General features: G+C 50.8%; 16 protein-coding genes and 1 pseudogene. 4 read left to right on the top strand and 13 right to left on the bottom strand.

The window, feature by feature from the left end:
* Positions 1-7: 7 nt before the first annotated feature.
* A complete protein-coding gene (locus AC0YOA_RS08350) occupies positions 8-3,085 on the bottom strand; it encodes a hypothetical protein (protein ID WP_475786212.1) in 3,078 nt (1,025 codons plus the stop codon).
* Positions 3,086-3,388: 303 nt separating this feature from the next.
* The gene (locus tag AC0YOA_RS08345; protein ID WP_475786211.1) at positions 3,389-4,066 is read right to left on the bottom strand and encodes a TetR/AcrR family transcriptional regulator; all 678 of its coding nucleotides are present in this window, start codon (positions 4,064-4,066) and stop codon (positions 3,389-3,391) included.
* A 164-nt stretch (positions 4,067-4,230) separates the two neighbouring features.
* Between AC0YOA_RS08345 and AC0YOA_RS08340 the strand changes: the two genes are divergently transcribed.
* Complete coding sequence (locus tag AC0YOA_RS08340; protein ID WP_475786210.1) at positions 4,231-5,202, top strand: aldo/keto reductase; 972 nt, start codon at positions 4,231-4,233, stop codon at positions 5,200-5,202.
* 227 nt (positions 5,203-5,429) lie between these two features.
* On the opposite strand, the gene AC0YOA_RS08335 is transcribed toward AC0YOA_RS08340, so the two are convergent.
* From AC0YOA_RS08335 to AC0YOA_RS08325, 3 genes and pseudogenes are all read right to left on the bottom strand, one after another.
* Positions 5,430-6,386 (bottom strand): NAD-dependent epimerase/dehydratase family protein, encoded by a 957-nt coding sequence (locus tag AC0YOA_RS08335; protein ID WP_475786209.1) that lies wholly within the window; start codon positions 6,384-6,386, stop codon positions 5,430-5,432.
* Between the two features lie 210 nt (positions 6,387-6,596).
* On the bottom strand, positions 6,597-7,655 hold the full coding sequence (locus AC0YOA_RS08330) for a hypothetical protein (protein ID WP_475786208.1): 1,059 nt from the start codon (positions 7,653-7,655) through the stop codon (positions 6,597-6,599).
* A gap of 177 nt (positions 7,656-7,832) precedes the next feature.
* Positions 7,833-7,925: pseudogene (locus AC0YOA_RS08325) on the bottom strand (MBL fold metallo-hydrolase); the annotation flags it as partial.
* Between the two features lie 127 nt (positions 7,926-8,052).
* Between AC0YOA_RS08325 and AC0YOA_RS08320 the strand changes: the two are divergent.
* Positions 8,053-9,000, top strand: a complete 948-nt coding sequence (locus AC0YOA_RS08320) for an NAD(P)-dependent oxidoreductase (RefSeq protein WP_475786207.1) — start codon at positions 8,053-8,055, stop codon at positions 8,998-9,000.
* Positions 9,001-9,051: 51 nt separating this feature from the next.
* Here AC0YOA_RS08320 and AC0YOA_RS08315 read toward each other — a convergent pair whose 3' ends face one another.
* The 3 genes from AC0YOA_RS08315 to AC0YOA_RS08305 form a co-directional block, all read right to left on the bottom strand.
* Complete coding sequence (locus AC0YOA_RS08315; RefSeq protein ID WP_475786206.1) at positions 9,052-9,444, bottom strand: MerR family transcriptional regulator; 393 nt, start codon at positions 9,442-9,444, stop codon at positions 9,052-9,054.
* A gap of 62 nt (positions 9,445-9,506) precedes the next feature.
* Complete coding sequence (locus tag AC0YOA_RS08310; protein ID WP_475786205.1) at positions 9,507-10,460, bottom strand: cation diffusion facilitator family transporter; 954 nt, start codon at positions 10,458-10,460, stop codon at positions 9,507-9,509.
* A 252-nt stretch (positions 10,461-10,712) separates the two neighbouring features.
* Positions 10,713-11,726 (bottom strand): serine hydrolase domain-containing protein, encoded by a 1,014-nt coding sequence (locus AC0YOA_RS08305; protein ID WP_475786204.1) that lies wholly within the window; start codon positions 11,724-11,726, stop codon positions 10,713-10,715.
* Between the two features lie 267 nt (positions 11,727-11,993).
* Here AC0YOA_RS08305 and AC0YOA_RS08300 point away from each other — a divergent pair, with 267 nt between their 5' ends.
* Both AC0YOA_RS08300 and AC0YOA_RS08295 read left to right on the top strand, forming a co-directional pair.
* Complete coding sequence (locus AC0YOA_RS08300; RefSeq protein WP_475786203.1) at positions 11,994-13,142, top strand: NAD-dependent epimerase/dehydratase family protein; 1,149 nt, start codon at positions 11,994-11,996, stop codon at positions 13,140-13,142.
* A 19-nt stretch (positions 13,143-13,161) separates the two neighbouring features.
* Positions 13,162-14,325, top strand: coding sequence for a glycosyltransferase family 4 protein (locus AC0YOA_RS08295; protein WP_475786202.1), 1,164 nt, complete (start codon positions 13,162-13,164; stop codon positions 14,323-14,325).
* Between the two features lie 137 nt (positions 14,326-14,462).
* On the opposite strand, the gene tatC is transcribed toward AC0YOA_RS08295, so the two are convergent.
* The 5 genes from tatC to AC0YOA_RS08270 form a co-directional block, all read right to left on the bottom strand.
* Entirely contained in the window at positions 14,463-15,191 is a 729-nt protein-coding gene (gene tatC / locus AC0YOA_RS08290; protein ID WP_475786201.1) for a twin-arginine translocase subunit TatC, read from the bottom strand.
* The gene (gene tatA / locus AC0YOA_RS08285; RefSeq protein ID WP_210037848.1) at positions 15,192-15,407 is read right to left on the bottom strand and encodes a twin-arginine translocase TatA/TatE family subunit; all 216 of its coding nucleotides are present in this window, start codon (positions 15,405-15,407) and stop codon (positions 15,192-15,194) included. It lies immediately after the preceding gene.
* A gap of 20 nt (positions 15,408-15,427) precedes the next feature.
* Positions 15,428-17,068, bottom strand: a complete 1,641-nt coding sequence (locus tag AC0YOA_RS08280; RefSeq protein WP_475786200.1) for a PhoX family protein — start codon at positions 17,066-17,068, stop codon at positions 15,428-15,430.
* A gap of 201 nt (positions 17,069-17,269) precedes the next feature.
* The gene (locus AC0YOA_RS08275) at positions 17,270-17,791 is read right to left on the bottom strand and encodes a DoxX family protein (protein ID WP_475786199.1); all 522 of its coding nucleotides are present in this window, start codon (positions 17,789-17,791) and stop codon (positions 17,270-17,272) included.
* A 559-nt stretch (positions 17,792-18,350) separates the two neighbouring features.
* Entirely contained in the window at positions 18,351-23,375 is a 5,025-nt protein-coding gene (locus AC0YOA_RS08270) for an InlB B-repeat-containing protein (protein ID WP_475786198.1), read from the bottom strand.
* Positions 23,376-23,413 lie beyond the last annotated feature (38 nt).

The following is a 23,413-nucleotide window of genomic DNA, read 5'->3' as shown; positions in this document are numbered from 1 at the left end:
TCCGGTCTTATCCGCGGATATCGTCGATGTTCAAACTTTCATAAATTTTTGAGCCTTGAAGATTGAGCAAGGAATCCAGCGTGCTTGATTCCAACACGACGTTCTTTGCTTCCTTTACGTCTCCTCTGCGGTACATGAGCGAGAATCCCGGGAATTGGCCAGCCATCGTCGGCGACATGATCGGCCATTTTTGCCATTTCGTCGGCCACGAGGGTCCGCCTGTCGCAAACATATCCAGTACATCGATTCCCTGCAGCGAGGAGTAGGCGGATATCATGAATGGTCCTTCCGCACCGTATGGAGTCGGATTCGTCCAGGTAATCTCCGAAATCATCGACGGCTGGTCATCGTTATGGACAACCTTCACAGGGTTCATGTCGGGATGCTGGACAATAGGAGTTGGAATATAAGTATCGCCTGCGTGAAGCGTCCAGTTTTCATTGTTGAACGCGGTATGGCTTGGCTCGGTATAGGCATGCCGGTCGACCATGTCGGTGGCCGCATACGTATAACGTTCCAAAGCCTCCATCTTGGCCGGATCTGCCGTGATCCAGTTGCTGGCCGTAATTATGCTTTGCGTGCCGATATCTTCCTTGTAGAAACGGTTCATATCCTCGTAGAACAGCCGCTGTTCCTCGGTGAGAAAACGAAGAATGTCCCGCCTGCGCTTATCGTCTCCTCCGTTTCCTGTCGCCCACGGAAGATTGGAAGCGCCTTCAACCTCCATCAATCCATTCTCCGGCTCGTCATTCCAGACCTTGCTGAGCGGTCCCCAGGCGTCATAAGCGGCATCCAGGCTGCCATATTCGTCCTTCAGCCAACCGCCGAACATTTTGGACAGCTCGCGCCTGATATTGTCGGGGAACTTCCAGTCCGAGAAGGTAAAGAAGAAATAGCTGTCCTCGTTCTGGGTCTCGATGATCGCAACCGCCGGATCCTTGCCGAGCGGAAGCCCGTTCTCATAGGGATTCGGCGTCAGCAGAAGCTTCCGGACTCCTTTTTTGTACAGCTCCTGCTGCGTTTTATCAAAGAACAGAAGACCGAACGGCTGCTTGTTCCAATCGAAAAACTCGTCGCCAGGCTGTTTAAAGGCCTCGGCTTTGGTCATATCCCACCAAAGCACGAAGTAATAGCTCAGGTTGACATAGATGCCTTCCTGCTTCATCGCGTGTACAAAATATTGATAGCGGTCAAGCGCTTTGTCGGTAATTTCGCCGTTCTCATCAAATATCATGCCGTGTATCCGCACCATATTGACGCCGCGCTTCGCCAGCTGCTTGGCAAAATAATCAACGTCGCCTTTTTCCAGATTGATCGTTTCCGCTCCCGCATTAACGGCCCAGAAACGGGCTTCCTGACCGTCGCCAAGCAGCAGCTTGTCTTTTTGCCGCTGGACATAACCGGATTGGCCTGCCGTATCTTCGTTCAAGTAACGCAGATCAAGCGCAGCATTGTCGTTGAACGGATCGATATCCGGCTCGAATGCCCAGAATCCCTCTTCCGCGCGGTTCAGCTTCTCGCCTGGACGCAGCAGGCCGCTTGGCATAAAAGGCTGTTTGGACAGAATGAAGCTGTCGAACGCGGCGTTAGAATTCTCCGCTTCCTGCTGGAGCTTGATTTCAAGCAAATGCTTGCCTTTCGTCAATGTTTCGCTGCCGGCGGATATCCAGTTCGCCTCTGTGAATTGCCGGAAACTGACAGAATCCAGAAGCGTGATATCACGGCCGATGGATTTCCATTCCCCGCCGTCCCATCGGTAGTCGAAAGGACCGTGCAGCCAGAATTTGCGGACAAAAAACGTATAAGCCGCGTCTTCGGGTACTTCAACTTCATAATTGGCAAACGGCGGATTATCCGGGTCTACCGCTACGTTCGAGATCGCCAGCCAGTCGCTGCCGGACAGCAGATGACGGGTCTGAGGGAACGTATCCGCCGAGAAGTCCGCGGTTGCAGGGAAGTTCGTTTCCACCGCGTCCTCCCCCTCCCACCATACGTAGACGGGATCTTCCTCAGGCTCTGTGCCTGGTACGTAGGGGTCTGTCAGTCCTTCGCGCTCGACGAGAGTATACAGCGCATCGGGCCTGAGCGGAATTTGAAAACCGCCTGCAGCAGCCGTGCCCTGAACCTCCTCCTTCACATAGCCGTTCGGGTCCAGCGCGTAAATCCTGTTAATGTCTGTCATGCCTTTGAGCAGTACGGAAGCGTCGATATCGCGGACGTTCATCGGCCCTTCGCCGAGTGAAACGATTTTCTGCTTCGCCACGCCGCCTTCCGTCACCGTCTCCGACTCGAAGCCGTACGATTTGTCTTCCGTCACCGCCTGGATCAGCAGCTTCTTCGATGAGGCGATCGGTAGATCGTCCAGCGAGATGACCATGACAGTGCCAAAAGCATTGCCGGACTCGATGACGACATTATCGAGCTCAACGCTGCTTACGGCATTCAAAATGCCCGTAGCCCCCTGGCTTTTCGGTGTATTCAGGCGGATGATGCCTTGCCCGTAATCCCAATCCAGTTCATCCGTAACGCTTTTGATCCGCTTGTTGGTTGTGTCGATGTACGTGTCCAGGTCGGCGGTGAGCGCCTTGTTTTCCGACTCCGAATACGTCCGTGCTACCCGGCCGACATAAAACGCATACGGATTGATTTTGCTTTCCGTGGTCTCCGTCAGTCCGTACGGACTGACCTCCATGACGTTGGACAGCGGCTTCTTGCTTGTCAGGCTGTCCCATACGAACAGCTTGATTGTATGTTTTTTTGGAACGATCGGTTGATCGAACTGTGCACTGAATGCAGAAGCTTCGCCAGCAGCGGTGAACGATATCTGCTGAATGTCGGAGCTGTCGATCGTATTCTGTTCATTATAGAGTGCGGCAATCAACGTTCCTTGAAGAGCTCCGGCCGTTTTATTGACCAGCTTGCCGTGAATGACGCCTTCCGCGTCGATGCCGACATCCTCAATGGCAACCCGTTCGGCAAATCCGGCGGCTTCAGCCTGGCGGGTTCCCCCTGAGAAAATGCCCGAAGTTGCCAGCATGGACAGCACCAGGGTCAAGATGAGCGATGTCCTTCTATTCCTTTTCACATGCGCATCTCCTTCATTGTTATAATTTGGGCGGTTCCTTTCCGGTTCAACTGTTCCGGGCATCCCCCCTTCACATTTTGCTTGCGGGGTATACATTTCGTATCAGCGAAACCATCATAATCAATTATGAGATCCATCAGGTAGCGAAAATGGTATTGGCCCCGTGCGAATTCTGTCTCCCGTTTTTTCATGCAAGATCATTCCGCCCACAATGCTGAAGATATAACCGCAAAACAAAAAGCCCGCCTTGTTAAGCGGACTCCAATCGGTCAATATTTCCGTCAAATATGACGCTCTGCTGCTTTATAACAAATCACGGGTAATCTTATTAGCCATATAATCAATTCTGCTTGTCATATTGGAGTCGTCGATAACGGGAAGCTGTTCCGTTCTGAACAGTTGATGCTTCATCAAATGATAATAATCAAAAAGCACCTGGTTAAGGGTTAAATGATAGGTCATCAAAAATTTGATATCCAGCATGGCCCGAACGAGGACATGGTCCTGCAGGAAGATCAGATTTACATTAATATCATTAAATATGCTCTTGCTCTTCCCCTCCTGGTAAAATTCCAAAATTCCTTTCTCGCGCAGCTTCATCGCATCTCTTAGACGATTGTGCAGCTCCGGATAAATCGACTGCAGCTCGGTCAGGAAACCATCGGAAATGTATGCTGCGAGCAAGACCGATTGTTCGAACAGCTGCTGAAACCCCGTTCCGTGCGACTGGCTGTAATCACGGAATTCCAAAACCAATTCATTGATATAGTCAATAAGAGCTGCCACGGTACTCTCGATAACCTCTTCTTTCGAAGTAAAGTATTTATACATTGTTGCTTTGCTTACATCCATATATTTCGAAATTTCTTCCATCCGCAGGGATTGAAAGCCATTTTTCATGATAATGGGAAACACTTTGTTGACTAATTTGTTTCTCATCTCTTTTTGAGGATTGTTATCGCTCTTTGTATTGGAATTCATATTTTAGCCGTCTCCTCTCTGCCTCTATATAGTATACATAAAAACTCGATAATAATACACAATAAATACTAATTAAACGTTTTTTACTCTTTTCGTTTGTTTTATATAATTCCCTGTGTTATGCTTACTCTCGTAATCCAATCTAAGAAGGTGAGGTTCACAAAATGAAAACCAGACAACTGGGCAACAGTGATTTAATTGTTTCTTCTATGGGTCTCGGCTTAATGGGTATGTCACCTGGGATGTACGGAGAAACAAATGATGACGACTCCATCCGGACCATCCACCGCGCCCTGGAACTGGGTGTTACCTTATTGGATACGGCAGATGTATATGGCAACGGTCATAACGAAGAACTCCTTGGAAAAGCGTTGAAAGGACGTCGGGAACAGGCCGTCATTGCGACAAAGTTCGCTTTCGGACCTAATTTTGCAACAGTAAACGGACAGCCCGATTATGTAAAGAAAGCGGTCGATGAGAGTCTTCGACGGTTGGATGTGGACTACATCGATCTTTATTACCAGCATCGGGTCGATCCGAACGTGCCTATTGAGGAAACTGTCGAGGCGATGTCAGATCTGGTGAAAGCGGGAAAAGTGCGTTATCTGGGCTTGTCCGAAGCGGGTGCCGATACCATTCGCCGTGCTCACGCCATTCATCCCATCTCTGCCTTGCAGACCGAATATTCACTCTGGAGCCGGGAAATCGAAGATGAGATACTGCCTGTCATAAGAGAGCTCGGAATTTCTCATGTCGCTTACAGTCCCTTAAGCAGGGGTTTTATTTCAGGAGAACTGCGCAAGTTTGAAGATTTTGCTGCAGATGATATCCGCAGATTTTTCCCGCGTTTTCAAGGCGAAAACTTCCAAAAAAACCTCGAGCTGGTGGATGAAGTAAAAAAAATTGCGGCAGAGAAGAATATTACGCCCTCCCAATTGGCATTGGCATGGACAATTGCAAACGGCGCATTGCCGATTCCCGGCACGAAGCGCCAAAAATATTTAGAAGAAAATATAGGTGCGCTTGATATCGAACTCACTTCCGAAGATTTGTCCCGTATTGAAGCGGTTAGTCCAAAGGATGCCGCATACGGCGGCCGTATGGACGACATGGGAATGCAGGCCGTTAATCTATAACTTCAACCTTATTAAATGTTGGCCGCTTGAATAATTTGCCCATTCGTTCGTTATATATCAATCAAAAGACCGGACGCTGCTTAAAGCTGCTCCGGTCTTTGGGCTTTCATATTCAATCTTACAAGTATGTTCCTGCCGCTCCGCCTTCCAGGCGGCGGCTTCTTAATCATCCCCACCTGAGAACTTCAGCCTATTCAATATCCTTATTCCATTCAGGGTTTCTGTCTTTATGTGATTTCGATTAATTGCCGTTCAATCATCCATTCGACCGATTCTTTGACCGCCTCAAGAGATGTATAGCGCGGGGCATAGCCGATCAGGCTCCGCGCCTTGTCGATGCTGCAGTTCGGACTATGGGCGATATGGTCCCAGGTGCTGCGCGCTTCCTGTTCGGTGAGCTTGACGCTCAGTGTCTCGAACGGCTCGAATTTCAGATTCGCTTCCCTGCCGAACCACGATGCGACGGTCTCCGCATAGCCTCTTAGGGTCAATGCGGCCGGAGAGACAACATGGAAGCTGCTGCCGACCGCTGCGTTCCAGCACTGTGAGGCTTTAATGAATGCTTGTGAAACATCCTCCGCATGAACATGATGAACCGTTTCGAGGCCCAGGTTTGGGATGACGACTTCCTCCCCCCGGGCGAGCCGGGAAAACACCTGCGGGTTGAAATGACCAGCCGGATTGAGCGGCGCCCAGCCTGGTCCGACGATATGCCCAGGATGGAGCACTGTGGCAGGGAAGCCTGCTCTTCTCGCCTGCTCCAGCAGGAAGCTCTCAATCTCTGCTTTCAGAATACCGTATTCGCCAAACGGCCTGCGCGGCGCTTCCTCGCCAGTCGGCACCGATACGCTCGGACCGTGTACCCAAATGGTCCCGCAGGAGATATAGTGCTGGATCTCCCCTTTCAGCGCTTCCACGATCTGCCGCGCGCTCTCCGGCTTGAAGCAAATCATGTCAATGACGACATCGGGCTGAAGCCCGGCTATTTTTCGCCCGAATGTCCCGTCCTTCTCCTCCGCTGACCGGTCAGCGGACACATGCCGGACTTCCTTCCAGGCCATATCGGGACGATAAGGCTCGCTTGTCCCTCTGCTGAAATGAACAACCTCATGGCCTAGACGCACCAATTGCGGGATCATGTATGTCCCGACATGGCCGCTACCTCCAATAACAACGTATCGCATAATGAACTCCTTTACTATGTAATATATAATTTTGATGGCTGGCGCTTTCCCGCCTTTTCCAGCCCAGTATACCACTTCATCGAGACGGTTTACAGAGAACGCTTTCAAGTTGATATTTGATGCCATCTTTATGGCTGCGACCTGCCAATTGAAAGAAAAAGCTTCCTATTGGAGGTTATCCATTGGAAGCAGCATGATTATATATCAAAGCTATGACGGACCCAGCTTAAACGTCCGCAGCGATGCACTATTTATAGGTTGATCAGCAGTACCGCCAAAAGGCGGGTATTGTATCAGTGAGCTCAGCTGTATGTCTGTTTGCGAACTGCCTGGAGGAATCAGAGCCCGGAGCTCAATCACATCACCGGCATTTAAGCGCAAAATCGCTACTGAACCCGTGTTATCAAACTCCTGGTCTTGAAATGCTGCTGTACCTGATCGGGTAGAATTTTGAAGAATGCCATTGACAAACACTCCAAATGCACAGTGGGTTTGGCTGGGAACCGGCAGGAAAACGACTTCCCACAATATCGCATAATCCCCGGCCACCGGAACGGTCAGGGAAGTTTGGGTAGCCGTAATTCCCCCGAACAATATGGAGCCAGGTTGATCAAATTGATTAAATCGTACTGGCTGGTTAGGCTCAAGACACTGATCGTTAGTATCGAAAATATTGGCATAAACGGGAGAAAAAGTACCGGGAACCCCCTGAGGGCCTTGAGGTCCAGGAATTCCCTGCTCGCCTGGAGCTCCGGGAGCGCCTGGGGTCCCCAGGACATTGTTTATGATATTTTCGATATTTTGGATTAATACATTGATTTGATTAATCTCTTGCTGTGGATTCTCTAAAATGTTCACGATATTGCTTAGTTCTATTACCATTTGTTCGAGATGTACGACAAGATTCATAGGCGGTGGTGGGCCCGGCCTCAGAATAGTTAAGGACAACTCCAAAATGACAATAAGTCGCGTTTTTTTGCAAATCTTTGATCTTCTTACAAGTCTATTTAATCGGCGCATTTGAAATCTTAATCGGCGTATGTTTTCCTCATCTTGATCCAGAACAACGGGCGGAATAATTTCTGCATTTTGCTTCAAAATATCTGAAAGCAGCTGAATTTCTTTTGTAGTTAATACATTTTTACAATTTTTCTTTTTTTTGCAGCAGCGGCTTACCATAACATATTTGCGTTTTTTTCCGTTTACAGCAGATGCTCTCTTCATTTTCTTTGTATTTTTACATTCTTTTCTCTCTGGGGTTGAACTCAATTGGACCACTCCTCAAGCTTGGATGACAACATAATATGGGAGGTAGTCATACATGCTCTATGCTAACGTCTTGACTATGAAAAAATAGGCAGATTAATAGGCAGCTGCCAATTGTAAATCTCTCAAAAAATAGTAATAGGTTTATATATTTAGACATCATGAAAGAAGCCTTCCCCACTTAAGAACGGCACGAAGGCTGCCGATATGGTCGATCACCTGATGAGTCAAAATAACCGTATTCAGCTTGTCGAAATTGACACCGGCCCGGCCGATCTCTGTTCGGACGGAGGATGGAAGAGCCACAATTCGCATACTTAAAACAGATCTTGACATTAACACTAGTGTCAAACTTTAGAATATCCAATGAACGAAACTATTTTGACAGGAGGCATTTCCAATGAAAAGAAATGAACAAAGCGGGGAAAGAAACAGCTGGAGTGAAGGAGCCCTGAGGGTAACGACCGCAGGCACCGAAAGCACAAGGGTTACGGTTATCGGCTTGGGTCCGATGGGGCAGGCGCTGACCCAGGCCTTTCTAAAAAACGGCCATCCTGTGACCATATGGAACCGGACAGCCGGGAAGGCAGACCGTCTTGTTATGCAGGGTGCTGTGCTGGCAGATACCGTTCATGACGCTATCGCTGCGAGCCCGCTTGTCATCATCTGTGTGCTGGACTACAACGCGGTTCACGCGATTCTCAGCCCCGCTGAAAATGTCCTTAAGGGACAGACTCTGGTAAACCTTACTGCCGATTCTCCTGAACGCTCACGCCAAATGGCCGCCTGGGCTGCCGGGCATGGAATCAGCTATCTTGACGGAGCGATCATGACTCCAACGCCGACCATTGGTACGCCTGCTGCCGTTATTCTGTACAGCGGACCAGAGTCCGTCTATCAAACCCATCAACCCTTGCTGGCGAGCTTGGGCGGCACGGCCTCTTATCTTGGCGCAGATCCGAGCCGGGCAGCGGCATATGATGTAGCCCTGCTCGACTTCTTCTGGACAACCATGACCGGCTATGCCCATGCGCTCACCCTCGCGGGCGCCGAGAACATTGCCCCTGGAGAATTTGCGGCTTATGCCCAGGGAATCATGGCCATTATGCCTGATATAATGAATTACTCGGCAAAACATGTAGAAGAAGGACACTATCCGGGCGACAAGTCGAACATCGCATCGGCCGCGGCAGGTATGGAGCATATTATCCATGCGGCGCAGCATCACGGGATGGATATCAGCGTTCTGAGCGCTGCCAGGGCCGTTGCGCTGCGTGCCGTCGATGCAGGCTACGGAGCTGACGATTTCTCGCGCTTGACGGAACTGTTACGGAAACCGACTGTGTAGCCGGCCGCTGAAAAACAGGCTCCAGACCTTCATATGGACCGGAGCCTGTCATTATTTTGAAGCTCCCATATGCTCCATTACTTTCAATCTTTGTTTTTCGCGCATTGTTGAGGTTTGTCTTTCCAGCCGCTCTTTTACGACTTCCAATCCGCTAATTTGTCTGTTGATTTGATCCAGCTTCGTTTGATAGGCGTCCAGCATCTCTTCACAAAATTCGTAATCGTCAGGAGTGCTGACCTCGCCTTTCAATATGTCCTCGATTTGCTCCGTTGTCAGCCCCAGACCCAAATAGAGCTGGATGATTCGTATACGCTCAATGGCAGATTCGTCGAACTCCCGATAATCATTGTCAAGACGGTCAGCGGCGATTAATTTTTTCTTCTCATAATGCCTGATGGATCGGGTGCTTGCACCTGTCCTTTCAGACAATTCGCTTATTTTCACTTAAACAGCCTCCTTCTACTTCGCCTGAAATAATAAATCGTATCAATGCTCTGCTTCTGACATCAGCACTTCAGTTTCCCGTGATGAATATTTGCCGTCTCCACCTGGATCGTAGTATGTTCAATATGAAATTTATCCTCCAGCACATGGATGGCATTTTGCAAAATGTCCTGACTGTCCTTCCGGTCCTCAATCAGAACGTGGCAGCTCAGCGAATCAAAACCGGAAGTAATGGTCCAGATGTGGAGGTCATGCACATCCTTAACCCCATCGATTGCGAGCAGCGTTTCTCTAACTTCGGATTGATCGATAGCAGTCGGGGTTCCTTCCATTAATATGTGAAGCGTATGGCTGATAACCCCCCATGCGCTTTTCAGGATCAGCACGGCTACAAGAATTGATATGATCGGATCTGCAATGTACCACTTGAATGCCATCATCAGAACTCCCGCCACAATCGCGCCCACGGAGCCCAAAGCATCGCCGAGCACATGAATATAAGCGCTGCGGAGATTGACGTTGTTCTTCACATCTCCTGAACGCATCAGCGCAAAGGCGCTTCCGACATTCGCGAGGAGCCCGATTGCCGCGATAAGCATCATGGATCCGCTTGCCACTGTCGGCGGGCTGCCAAAGCGCTGGATGGCTTCCCATACGATAAAGGCCGCAATGACAAACAGTGCAACACCATTGAAAAGCGCAGCCAGTATTTCAAAGCGGTGGAAGCCAAATGTCCGCTTCGAAGACGAGGGTCGCGCGGCAAACCACAGCGCAACCAGGCTTAGCGCAAGGGCACTGGCATCGCTGAGCATATGACCTGAATCGGACAAAAGCGCCAGGCTGTTCGTAACAAGTCCCCCGAAAAACTCCAAAAACATGATGCCGACCGTAATGGACAGCGCGATCGCAAGTCCTTTTTTATTGCCTGCTCTGGCGTGGTTGTGATGGTGGCCGTGATGTCCATGGTCATGGTCATGGCCATGATGATCATGCGCATGGTGGGAATGGCTGTGCATGGCAGTCGTCTCCTTTGTAAAAGTTCAAATGATCGCAGTGTTTTTGTTATTCATTACATATGAGCATGTATTCATATAATATTATGCTATTATTTCCCTCAGTGTGTCAAGTACTGTATATTTAGAAGAACTAGCAGCAGCCGTCTTTTGGCGGCACCGCATATGCTTCAGCAATATAAGCAAAAAACACCGCCGTCGCGATGTCTTTTCAGGGCGGTACTCATCATCGTCATCGATATGCTTTAAAAGGCTCTATAATAGGATTTCATCAATCTTACGTGCTAGCATTCCAGCACCTTTACCGATATTGCCGATTATATGAGCATGTATTTTTTCTTTCGCATATACGGATGATTGCATGATGACTCCGGGATCGCTGCCCATAACATAATATTTGAAAACAGCATTATCATATATTGATATCCATACACCATATCCATAATACGTGTGCTCGTCTTCTTTTACATGAGGCGTCAGTAATATAGGAGTATATTCAGAGGATAGCAGCTGATTATTCATCAATGCCTCCCAAAACTTGACCAAATCATAAACCGTAGTAAATGCTCCCCCATCAGGTCCGCCTTTAATTGGAACTGAATAAATATTAGTCCTCCATGTTTGATCATAATCTATATACCCGATTGCCGTTCGTTCAGGCAGCTGATCCATTCTAAAATATCCCGAGTCCAGCATCCCGCACTGTTGAAATATATTCTTCTCAACATACGTTGTGAAATCCATCCCCGTCATGTTCTCAACAACCAGACCTAGTAATATATATCCTGCATTACTATATGAAAAGTGATCGCCAGAAGAAAACTTCATGGGTCCATTCTGGAACAAAGGCAAAAAATCCTGAGGCGATTGAATGCTGTACATCGGCAATACCTTCCATAATTCCTCATAATCATTCATAACCTCTTCATCAAAATAATCCGGTATTCCTGAAGTATGGGTTAATAAATGGTGTATGGTAATGTTCGGATCAAAATTTGGAAAAGGGATATGAATGCAATCTCTCAAATGTGAATCAAAAGATAAAACTCCATCCTGGACAAGCTGACAAATCGCTACAGCAGTAAAGATTTTACACCCTGATGCCATCCCGAACCTTGTATTCATTGTATTTTGGATTTGCTCGGACCGGTTCGCATATCCAAATCGCTGTTCAAAGACTTTTGTTTTATCCCGGATCAATACTGTTCCTGAGAATGGCAGGGTTTCATTATGCTTCTTCAGAATTTCTTCTATTTTCGAAAAATTCATGGAACCTCTCCTTTCATTTATGTGCTGCTCACACATCTGCAGGACAAACCAGTCCATCTATCATACTTTTCATTATAATCTGGCTGCCCACAAATTGGTAAATATGAATTATAATTGAGTAAGGCCCGGCTTCCCGCCATAAATCGATTTTTAAACGGCTGAGTGCCAATTTTTATTTATATTTAATATTTCAATGTTACACTCTTACTGTAAAGTGATGCCGTCACCACCTGATAATTGTAAAATACCAAGGAGGAATCATTGATCATGAAAATCGTTGTAGCAGGCGGAGACGGATTTTGCGGATGGCCGACGGCCCTTTATCTATCGGCCAAGGGGCATGAGGTTACGATCATCGACAATCTGAGCCGCCGCAAATGGGACGAGGAGCTCCGCGTAGATTCGCTGACGCCGATTGCACCGATCGAGAAGCGTATTGCCCGTTGGGAAGAGCTGACGGGCCGTTCGATCGGGCTTTATGTCGGCGATTTGAATCATTACGATTTTCTCAGAACAGTGCTGCTTCAGACGAGGCCTGACGCTTTCGTTCATTTTGCGGAGCAGCGTTCCGCCCCCTATTCCATGATTGACCGGGAACATGCGGTGTTCACCCAGGTGAACAATGTAGTGGGCACCTTAAATGTGATTTATGCGATTAAAGAAATAGTACCGGATTGTCATATTATTAAATTAGGCACAATGGGAGAATACGGAACGCCGAACATCGATATCGAGGAAGGCTTCATCAAAATTACCCATAACGGGCGTGAGGATCTTCTTCCTTATCCGAAGCAGCCCGGCTCCATGTACCATCTCTCCAAGGTCCATGACAGCCACAATCTTATGTTTGCCTGCAAAGTGTGGGGACTGCGGGCCACCGATCTGAATCAGGGCGTCGTGTACGGTCTGCATACCGATGAGACCCTGCTTGATCCGCTGCTTGCCAACCGCCTGGATTATGACGGGGTATTCGGCACGGCCCTTAACCGTTTTCTAATTCAAGCGTCCATCGGGCACAATCTGACCGTATACGGAAAAGGCGGCCAGACGCGGGGATTCCTCAACATCAGGGATACCGTTCGATGCATTGAGCTTGCCGCGGAGAATCCGGCCGACACCGGGGAGTTCCGGGTATTCAATCAATTCACGGAGGAATTCTCCGTCCTGGAGCTTGCCGAGATGGTCCGCAGAGTTGCGCAGGATGAGGGAATCCATGTTCAGGTTGCGCATCTTATGAACCCCCGCGTGGAGAAGGAAGATCACTACTATTTCGCCAAGAACACCAGGCTGAAGGATTTGGGACTGGAGCCGCATCTGCTGTCGGATGAAGTGCTGCGGGGAATTCTGAGGACCGCCTTGGAGCATAAGGACCGCATTCTGGTCGATCATATTCTGCCGAAGGTGACCTGGAACTAAAGATAGGGAGTCTATGCCGATGAAAATCGTCATTATTACCGAAACGTTTCTTCCCTCTACGGACGGTATCGTTACCCGCTTGTGCGCGACGATCCGCTGGCTGCGGGAAAACGGGCATGACATCACCGTTATTGCGCCGGACCTGGGCGTCTATGATTTTGAGGGAGTCCGCGTGGAAGGGATTCCGGCGCGATATTTCTTTCTCTACCGGAGTAAAAAATTGGCGATGCCAAGCCGCAAGGTAGGCCGTCTTCTGCGCGAGCTTCAGCCGGATCTGGTCCATGTGGTCAATCCCGCCGTGCTGGGCGTAGCGGGAATTTATTACGGCCGCCGGCATCGTCTGCCTATGATTGCCTCCTATCATACTCAAATTCCGAAATACGCGGATTACTACCGTCTGCCTTTCTTGAAGCCCGTCTTATGGTGGTGGTTCCGGACGCTTCATAACCGCGCCCATCTCAATCTGTGCACCTCTCAATCCGTGCTGGACGAGCTGACCGCCAAAGGCTTCCGCAGCGTTCAGCTGTGGAAGCGGGGCGTCAGCGCGGATGAATTCGGCCCTGACCACCATAATCATGATATGCGGGATTTATTATCGAATGGACAGCCCGGAAAGACCATCCTGCTTTATGTAGGACGTCTCGCGGCGGAGAAAGAGATCGAGCGCATTCGTGAGGTTCTGGAATCTTCACCCCGGTATTGCCTGGCTCTCGTCGGAGACGGCCCCCACCGGGCTTCTCTGGAAGCTTATTTTCAGGGAACGAATACGACCTTTACAGGATTCATGCATGGTGAGCAACTGTCTCAGGCTTATGCCTCTTCAGATATGTTCATCTTCCCATCCACAACCGAGACGCTGGGACTTGTGATTCTGGAGGCCATGGCTTCCGGACTGCCGGTTATCGCAGGAATTAGCGGACCAACGTGCGAACAGATCGAGGATGGGATGACAGGACTGCTCTACGATACCGGGCGTCCGGGAGGGCTTACTGAAGCGGTATCCAGAGCGGCGGACCCGGAACTTCGTGAACGGATCTCCGGCAGCGCCCGCAATGCGGCGCGCCGTTTCGGCTGGTCCGAGCCTTCTGCTCAGCTGTTGAATTACTACCAGCATGTCTTGAAAGAGCAGAAAGAAACAGCCGGAAATGCCGGCCGCAGGGAGCTTGCCGACGAGGATGCCTAGCTGCTGAGTGCAATGGCAGTCTGATCTCTAAGCCTTTTGCAGATACAGCGTGTTCAGCCGAAATCCCTGCGGCACACCGCACACAAAAAACAGAGCAGCCAAAATCCGGCTTGCTCTGTTTTTTTAATCCCTTATATTCAGCTCGCCGTATTCTGCAGATTAAGCTGTTTTCTGTAGACAACCCTCGAAATTGTTATGCTGATTTCATACAGCAGGAATAGAGGGATGATTACGATAATATCCGACAGGATATCGGGAGGGGTGATGGTAACGCCTACGATCAAGAGAATAAAGTAGGCCATCTTTCTGGCCTTGGCCAGGCGCTCGGGATTAAGGATGCCGAGCTTAGTCAGAAACATCACAGCTGCCGGCATCTCAAAGAGCAGGCCGAATGGAAGAGTCATATGGATCATAAATCTGAAATATTTCTCAGCCGTATACATGGTGTCAAAATCCGCCTTAGCCATTTCATTCATGAAATGCAGCACCATGGGAAACAAAATGAAATACCCGAAGCTAAGACCAATGATAAACAGCAGGCTGATGCCCGGAATAAACCATAACGTTGAGCGCTGGATATTGGGCGGGATCGCGGGCTGGAGAAATTTCCAGGTCTGGTAGGCTGCTACAGGCAGGGAGATAGCAATGGCTGCAACGCATGTAATCATCAGATAAACCCAGATTACGTCGGATGGACCAAGCACCACCAGCTTCTGATCCAGATTTCTGACCAGCCACTGGTAGATATCCCGGACATAGATGAACGCTGCTGCCATAGCTGCGAGGAATGTGATCGCCGTCCGGATCAAGCGGGAACGCAGCTCCTCCAGGTGCCCGATTACATTCAGATCGTTTGGATTGCGCATTTATTTATTCTGCGGTACAGAAGGCTGCACCGGATCGGCATCCCTCTGTTTCTCGTCTTCTTCCCCGCCAACCAGATTCCGTGTCGCTCCTTTAAATTCGCTCAGCGTGCGACCGAAGGCGCGGCCAAGCTCGGGTAGCTTGGATGGTCCGAAGATAATAAGCGCGATAATTAGAATCAGGACCAAACCGCCAATACCAATGTTTCCGAAAGGCATGTTATCCCATCTCCTTCACATTATTTCCCAAGCTTGAAGCCGCTTATCGCCACCACAGCAGCGCGGGCCTTGGGGTCGCCGCTGCGATGCGGCCAGCGGCTTGTCGGCTTCTGCAAATCTTTCGTTTCTTCTCCAGGATGCTGGATAGACAGAAACAGGGTCTGCTCGTCCGGCGTGAAGAATGGACCTGTCATTTCGCTTTCCACTGGAGCGGAGGCGAATTGAAGCGCAATGCCTTTGCTTGGACCTGAAGTCGGAATGACGAACAGGCCGTTGTTCATAAAGGATTTGTATACGCCTTTGTTTTGGCTGGTACTGGAAATGTCGGTTACCACCCAGAGATCCCCGTCTGAATCGAATACCAGGTTGTCCGGCGAGCTGAAGCCCGATTGTCTGCCGCCGGCGGCAAAGATCTCGAAATCAAAGTCAAGCGCGCCAAGATCGTTGTTCGCTTCGAAAATTCTGGTGATGTGACCATGTATGTTGCCATGATTATCATTATTCGTGTGTGCGATAAACACCGTGTTATCGAACGGAGAAATTTCGATATCCTCGGGACGGTCCGTCGGCGTTCCCCCTACCAGCAGAGACGCTTCCTGGCACAAGGTAACGACATCGCCTTGCGTTTTGAATTTTGCCTGGACATCTGCTTTGCCTTCAGCTGCTTTTAATACCCCATCCAGCGTGATAGGAATCCATTTGCCCGTTTTCAGGTTGGCGACATATAGAGTGCCGGATTCCAGAAGAGCGGAGTTAGATCGGCCTTTGGATTTATCGAATTTGCCTTTGCTGATGAATTTGTAAACGCAGGCGTCTTTCACATCGTCTCCCATATATACGACTACACGTCCGTCTGCCGCAAGCCCCATCGCGGTATTCTCATGATTGAACCTGCCGAGGGCCGTATGCTTCTTCAGATATGTTTTGTCGAAGGGATCGATCTCAACAACCCATCCGTAGTGAGTCGAGGGCAGCTTGGACACTTCGGCGGTATCCGCATAGTTCTCTTCGCAGGAAAGTGCCGTGTTCCAAAGCGTTACGCCGCCGGAGCAGTTCGCGAACGTGCCCTGCGCGGTTGTCGCGCCGCCAAGCGCCGCTGTACCCCTGGCCGGTCCGGTCAATTCAAATTTGGTGAAGCCATTGATGCGGCGGGCATGCTTGGACTTGGTATCCATCTTCCACGTTCCGTTCTCATCGCGGTAAATTTCGATGACAGACATTCCCTGGTAATAGAGGTTCTTCTGTACTTGATCGGCTGTCATCTTGCCGTCTTTGATCAGGCCGATGCTAAATACACCCGTATACTCGTGGTTGTTCACCAGAAGGCCGCGCACATTCGAGCCTTCCAACGGGAAGAAGGCATTGTAATCGGAGCCGTCACCGAATTTTTCGCCAGCCGGGTTGATGACATCGTCCATGGCAGCGATTACATCGTATTTAAAGCCTTGGGGAAGAATCAATTTGTCTTCTTTGGAAGGAGCGATCGGCTCAAAGTAACCGCTGACCTTATTTGTTTTGAATCCGAAGAGATGGCTGGCGGACGAAGATGCGGCATTTACTTTGCTATCCAGTGTCCCGAGTCCCGTTGATGCAACTGCCAGAGCCGCTGCTCCTTTTCCAACATAGGATAAGAATGTTTTACGGTCGATATTAGTATTCAACGCATTCACTCCTCCAAAGAATTGATTAGACCTAAGTAAAACTATACTGCTGCTTTGTAAGAGGAAGGTTATCTCCATGTGGTAAATATGTAAATGTTTGGCTGGATAATCGCGTAAAATGGGCCAGGAGATCCGGAAAAATTAAAAACCACTGGCGTTCAAATCCACCAGCGGTCCTCAAGGGCGTAATCTATACATCATTCACTCGATTTTATAAGCTTTATGAACGGACCTTATCGGATATTTATTGGTGATTTTTGCCCGAAGGAAGGGAATCACCCACCGGTCGAATCCGAGCTCTGCCGCGTTCGAAGACGCCGCAAGAATCAGGATTTCCAATAGAACCATTTGCGGCCCTGTGCTTGTAGTTCCCGAAAACAGATAAGAGAAGTTCATAACTATCCCCATTAACGCGGCAATTGAAGTAAACATGCCAATTATTAATCCAAGCCCGACTAAAAATTCTCCCCAAGGAACCAGAAGATTAAATAGACCCGCATTCGGGATTGCAAAATAATTCAGAAAATCAGCCCACCATGGCTGTACGGCGGGGTTATCACCGTTCGAATGATTGACGGCGGCTCTTAGAAATCCGGTTGCGTCAAATTTCCCGCCGGAGATCTTGTCCCATCCGGAAGCTAACCACTGCCAGCCAAGATATATTCGAATAATGGTCAAAAGACAGGAAGCAGTAACACTTTCTCTCCAAAATTTAATAATCATACCAAAACCTCCTCGCATGTTATCATAATTGGCTGTTCCCTGCGCATACCGCGTTAAGTCGACCCGTTAAGCAGCCCTTATCTAGGTAAACGACATAAATACAAAAGCGGTTTGATCGGGAGAAAACTCCCCTATTTTAAGCAAAGGGGATTGTTATTCCATTATTCCTGGTAAACACTCCATTTCTTCGTGAATAATAAGACCCGGTTTATCACAATTTTACCAATTATTAACGTTAAATTGATTCCATCAACCGATGCTAGAGATGATCAGAATGAGTTTAATGGAGTGGCAGGAGATCTTTCCGCTGGACAGCTTTATGCTTTGTGAAGCACCAAAAAAGGCAAGAACCGGAATGACAGCGATGAATGGGTACCGCTGGACAAGGAGCAGGTTTAGAAGGATGCGCGTTCGGCGGCGGCAAAGCTTCATGCGCGGCTTGGCTGTTCGCCTTTGCTTTTTCGTTAACCGAATTCTTGTAAAGTATCTATATTGGGACAAAAAAAATGACAAGCCGGATCGTTGGATTCGACTTGCCATTATGAATTGGAGTACTGTCTTATTGATCCTGATTCATCAAGGCATTTGCGTCGCGAAGCAATACATTGGCCGCATCGACGGTAATATGCTTGTTTTTTTGCGCTTGAACATGTGAGATGAAGCTGTCGAGAGAACCGTGCTCCAGCTGCTTCAGCAAACTGTTTTCGATGCCGCCATTGTTAATCCATCCGGTATCGGCGAATCGCGTCACCAGCTCTTTCATGGAGGCGATGCTGGCTGCCGTCTGGAACTCGACCGAAGCATGCGATGTATTGCCGGCTAGATCGGTTGCCGTTACAGTCATAGTGTGCGCGCCAAGCGGCAGCGTGTACAGTTGAATCGGCGTTTCCTGCGGTACAGTTTGACCATCCACCGTAACTGTCGTAAGGGTGGTATCAACCCCGGCCGACGCATCGGTCACATTAAATTGCAGCGTCAGCTCGTCGGAATCAGCGTAAGCCTTGTTTCCGGGTGCCACTATCCGGATCTCCGGGGGAGCCGTATCCTGGATCGCTTCCGCGGATAAGCTCGCTTCCCCATAGCTGTCGGCCTGCTTCCAGTTATCCATCGTGCCGCTCCACATGAGAACGCCGGTGCGGCCGCTGCCTGTATCGTCGTCATTCGCACCGATATCAAAGCCTATTTTCATATTCGCGCCCGGCGTCACGCCGAAGGTGCTCCACGGGATCGCCATTTCGGCGGTATAGCCCGTATCCGTGATGCTGGACTTCGCTATTACGCCATCGCTGATTCTCCACGAGGTAACCGTCGTGTCCCCGGGTCCGACGGCCAATTGACTGTCCTTGGCGTTGTCCCAGCCGTTTCTCCCGTTGGCCATGTCCACGTAAACCTCCACGCCGTCGTTGCCGAAGGCATCCTGACCGGAAATAACGCTGGCATCCGTTACATCAGCTCCGACATACAGGTATTGATCGTCCCACAGCAGCCCATACTTCAGCGTATTATTCGAATCTCCGGGCAGGGTAGCGTCGTGAATGGACCGGGTTACGCTGTCAGCCAGCGCGCCCGCCCAGCTCGCATCATCCAGCTTCCCGTCCAGTTCCGGCGCCGCGGACGTCCGGTGCGCGGAAGTCTGCAGCGGCTCGTTGTACGCAACATGCAGGAGCTTGGAGTCGGTGTGTCCGCTGCCGTCGTCCGCAGCAACAGATATTTCATTGTTGCCGGGAGCGAGTGTCACCTGTGCGCTGAATTTGCCCGCGCTGACAGCCTCCGTAAGCGCTGCGCCTCCATTCACTTGAAGCTGCACCGACTGCGCATGGGTAACGCTGCCCGAAATCGTATAGGAATTGTGAGTAACAGTCCCATCCGCCTGATCGAGCGTAATGACCGGATTCGCCGCGTCTGCCGGGTCAACAGGCCATGTTACATGGCTAAACTGCGCGGTGGTGTACTTGTTATACTGATCGTCGGTGCCCCCGACGGCAAACAAGCCTGCCGTCAGCTCCGGCGAAACGGGGTCCGCCCAGCCCCAGAAGTCTCCCTGCGTGAATGGCGTCCAGTTCACGCCGTCTTCAGAGGAATAAGTGGCGATGCTCCATGGATTCGGTCCTCTTGTTATTTTCATCCATACCGGTAGAGTTACCGGCTGTGAGGCAACATTGTCGGAATAGTCGCCGCCCTTGCGGAAACGTCCCACCAGTTGGCCGTCCTGCACGAAAATATTGGCGTAAGCGGCATTCAGGGCGGTGCTCGTCCGAATCTGGATACCGGCCATGCCGTTCGGATTCTCCACCGTCATCGAATCCAGCTTGGCCACGATTGAGAAATTGCCCTTCAGCCCCATCTCGTACGTATAGCGCATCGCGTCTGGCGCCGACCAGAAATTGTAGCCCGAGCCTCTTAGCGTATACACGCCGCTGCTGTCAACCGTCGTACTGCCCGCATTCGCGGTTAATATATCCTGACTGATAATACCTGATGCCGACTGGAAGTTCGCGGTAATCGTCTTGTCCGCATCCATTGTAATATCGGCCGGATTCGCCGTTCCCGTCAAGTCGCCGGTCCACCCGGTGAAAATATAGCTGCTTTGGGCAGTTGCCGTCAGCGTGACGGTACTGCCTTCCGTGTAATTGCCCGTTGCCGGACCCGCGGTGCCGCCTTCGGTCGCGTTCAGCGTAAGCGTATGGGTCGGGATTAGAGAGAAATTGGCCGTGATCGTTTTGTTCCCGTCCATCCCAACCGTTGCCGGACTTTGCATTCCCGTCAGATCACCGCTCCAGCCGTCGAATACATAACCGCTGTCAGGCAAAGCCTCCAGGGTTACCTGTTCCCCTTGCTCGTAGGCCGCTTTCTGGGGGCTTTGCAGCACCTGCCCGCCGCTTGCATCCACATCAAGCGTATAGGTCGGGGCTGCTTCGTAATGAGCCGTGACCGACTTGTCCCCATCCATCGTAAGGACAGCCGGATTGTCCGATCCGCCAAGATCGCCGCTCCAGCCCGTGAAGCGGTAGCCGCTGTCCGGAACTGCGCGAACCGTTACCGCTGCGCCCTCGTTATAAACGCCCCCCGGAGGGTCAAAAATGAGGGTGCCATGATCGCCGCCGCCGGCAAGCGTATGAGTCGGCACCGCGGTAAATTCCGCCGTAATCATTTTATCCGCATCCATGGTGACTGCCAGCGGGTTGGCCGTGCCCGCCGCGTCCCCGCTCCAGCCGGTAAATTTGTAGCCAAGATCCGGCGCAGCGCTCAGGCTGAGCGGAGTTCCTTCCACGTACGATCCACCGGATGGGCTGATCCTGCCGTGCTCCGCCGCCGTCGTCAGCGTATGCAGCGTCGTGGGAATGAGAGGCAGAATCGATGCCGCATTCCGCGTCGCAATAAGGGTGACAAATTCATTGGTCGTATTCCAGGTGTCGGTGTAGCGGTACAGGGCCGGATAATCGGACAGAGCGGGGTACTGGTTGTTCACCCGCGCGCTGTTCCAGGCATCGTTGAAGTAGCTCGGGAATTTGCCGTCCTGCAGATCGGCGTTCGGAATTCCCGGAACCATCTCCTTCCAGCCGTCACTGCCCGCTTTATACTGCGTCCACTCGTATTGCGAAATTTCATGCGTCAGCCAGTGCGGGCTGCGCTGCGGATTGCCGAGCCCGCTGATGTAGGAGTTGCTGAGCGGGTTGGAACCGAGCAGGTAGTTCCAGGTCTTCACGATCTGATCCCGGTATTTGTCATCATGGCTTACGCCGTATGCCATCATCATCGGGAAGGCAATCTGGCTGCCCGAGAAATACCAGCCGACCTGTGAATACGTATCGTCGACCATCGGTACGCCGTACGGCTGATCATGCGACGCGCTCATCGCCGTATCCGCCCAGTCCAGAATCGCGTTGTACGCGTTCTGCCGGACCGTCGCGCTCAGATTCGTATCTTCGTAGAGGGAAAGGAACACTTCCATCCACGGTCCTTCATTGACCCAGCCCCACTTCTTCTGGGCCGAGCCGAGCGGGGAAGCAGGCATCTCGCTCGTAATCCAGTCCAGATACTTGGACTCTCCCGTAATTTTGTGCAGGTTGGCTGCCGCAATCAGCATTTCGTCCGACCAGGTATGCGGACCTTCGTCCGTAAAATGATCATCCTCCGGCTTCCAAAAGCTCGCGTCGTCCTTATGGGTTTCGAACGCATTGAACGCCCGAAGGGCCGCCTGCTTGTAGCCTTCCATCCTGTCAGGGAAATACTGCTGCATGAGCGGCGAATTGTAGGCCATCGCCAGAGCGCCCGCACCATAAAGCGTCTCCGCCTTCAGCGGACCGTGGGTCACATCGAAGAAGATTCGGCCTGTCTGGCCTTCAGGCGGCGTTCCCTGCTCGTAACCGTCGCTCGCCGGATGGATATACGCGGCAAGAGCGCCGTCCTTGGCCGTGTTCATCACCGCTTTGTCCAGAAAATCCAGCTCGTAGACCAGTTCGTCCAGATAATCGGGGATTCCGTTGCCTGACTCGGGAATTTCCAGAGATTCCCCCTGCGCCTCAATCTGATCGGGGAACAGATTAGCCGACGAGAGCATGGTACTGACCGTAGCGGCTACATTCCACGGATATTTGCCTCTGTCTCCGGCATCCATATGTCCGCCTGTCAAGTCGACATGCTGCCCTGTCGCTTCGTCGATAGCATCGTCCAGATGTGCGGCGGGGCGGTTCCAATGCGTGACATTCGGGTCGTCCAGCCCGTGATCGCCGTCGCGCTGCATCGTAATGCCGCGCGTCAGTGTATAGCCGATGGCATCCTTGTAAATCGAGCTGCTGATCTTAAAGGAATAGGAGCTGCCGACGCCCGGGATATACAAATGGTATTGTCCTTCCGCATTGAAGGAAGAAAAATCGAGCGAATAGAGATCGCTTTTTCCCCATTTCTCATCCGCTCCCGCTTCGTCGAAATGAACGCTCCCGGTGTAGACCGCAGCGCCAGTGCTTTCGTCGATCACCTGGTACGCCGGCGTGTCCGCGAAGCTGATCGAGCCTTGTCCCGTCCACCAGGACAGATACGCCACCTTCGGGCCGTCCGTGATATATCCGACCTGGTTCACATGAATGACGTCATTAGGCACGGAAGGATCGAAGGTTGTCGTCATGGGTTCAACATCGACTACGGCCGGATTGACCGTTACCGTGTAGGTCTTGTCTTCCTTCAGCTTTTTGGAAGCAGGGAGCTTCAGATAGATCCGGTAAATCTCGTTCAGGTGAGCGACATTGGAGCTGCCAAGCGAGTCGCTGTAGGGGCCGTCCTCCGGAAAATATCTGTTGTTGACGAGAATCGGTGCAACCGGAACGGAAAAATCCGGATCGTCGCTGCTCGTAATGGAATAATGGCCCGTATTCGAAACATCGCTCGCATTGTATGGCTTCTCACGCAAATAAAGCTGTATCCAGCCTGAATCGACGACGCTTGCCTGCGCGGCGGTCAGCACCTTCTCCACCATACCGCGTTCGTTCAATGCGAATGCCTGACCGGCCATTGCCGATGAAAAGACCGCGATCAGGGTAAGGATTACCAATAATCGCTTGTACCTTCTGCGCATTAACGGATACATAATATAAGTTTCCCTCCTTCAATATAGTGCCACGGCAG

Source organism: Paenibacillus sp. JT22N12 (assembly GCF_056269365.1).
Note: the sequence above shows the minus strand (reverse complement) of the source record. Positions and strands in the feature narration are given on the sequence as shown.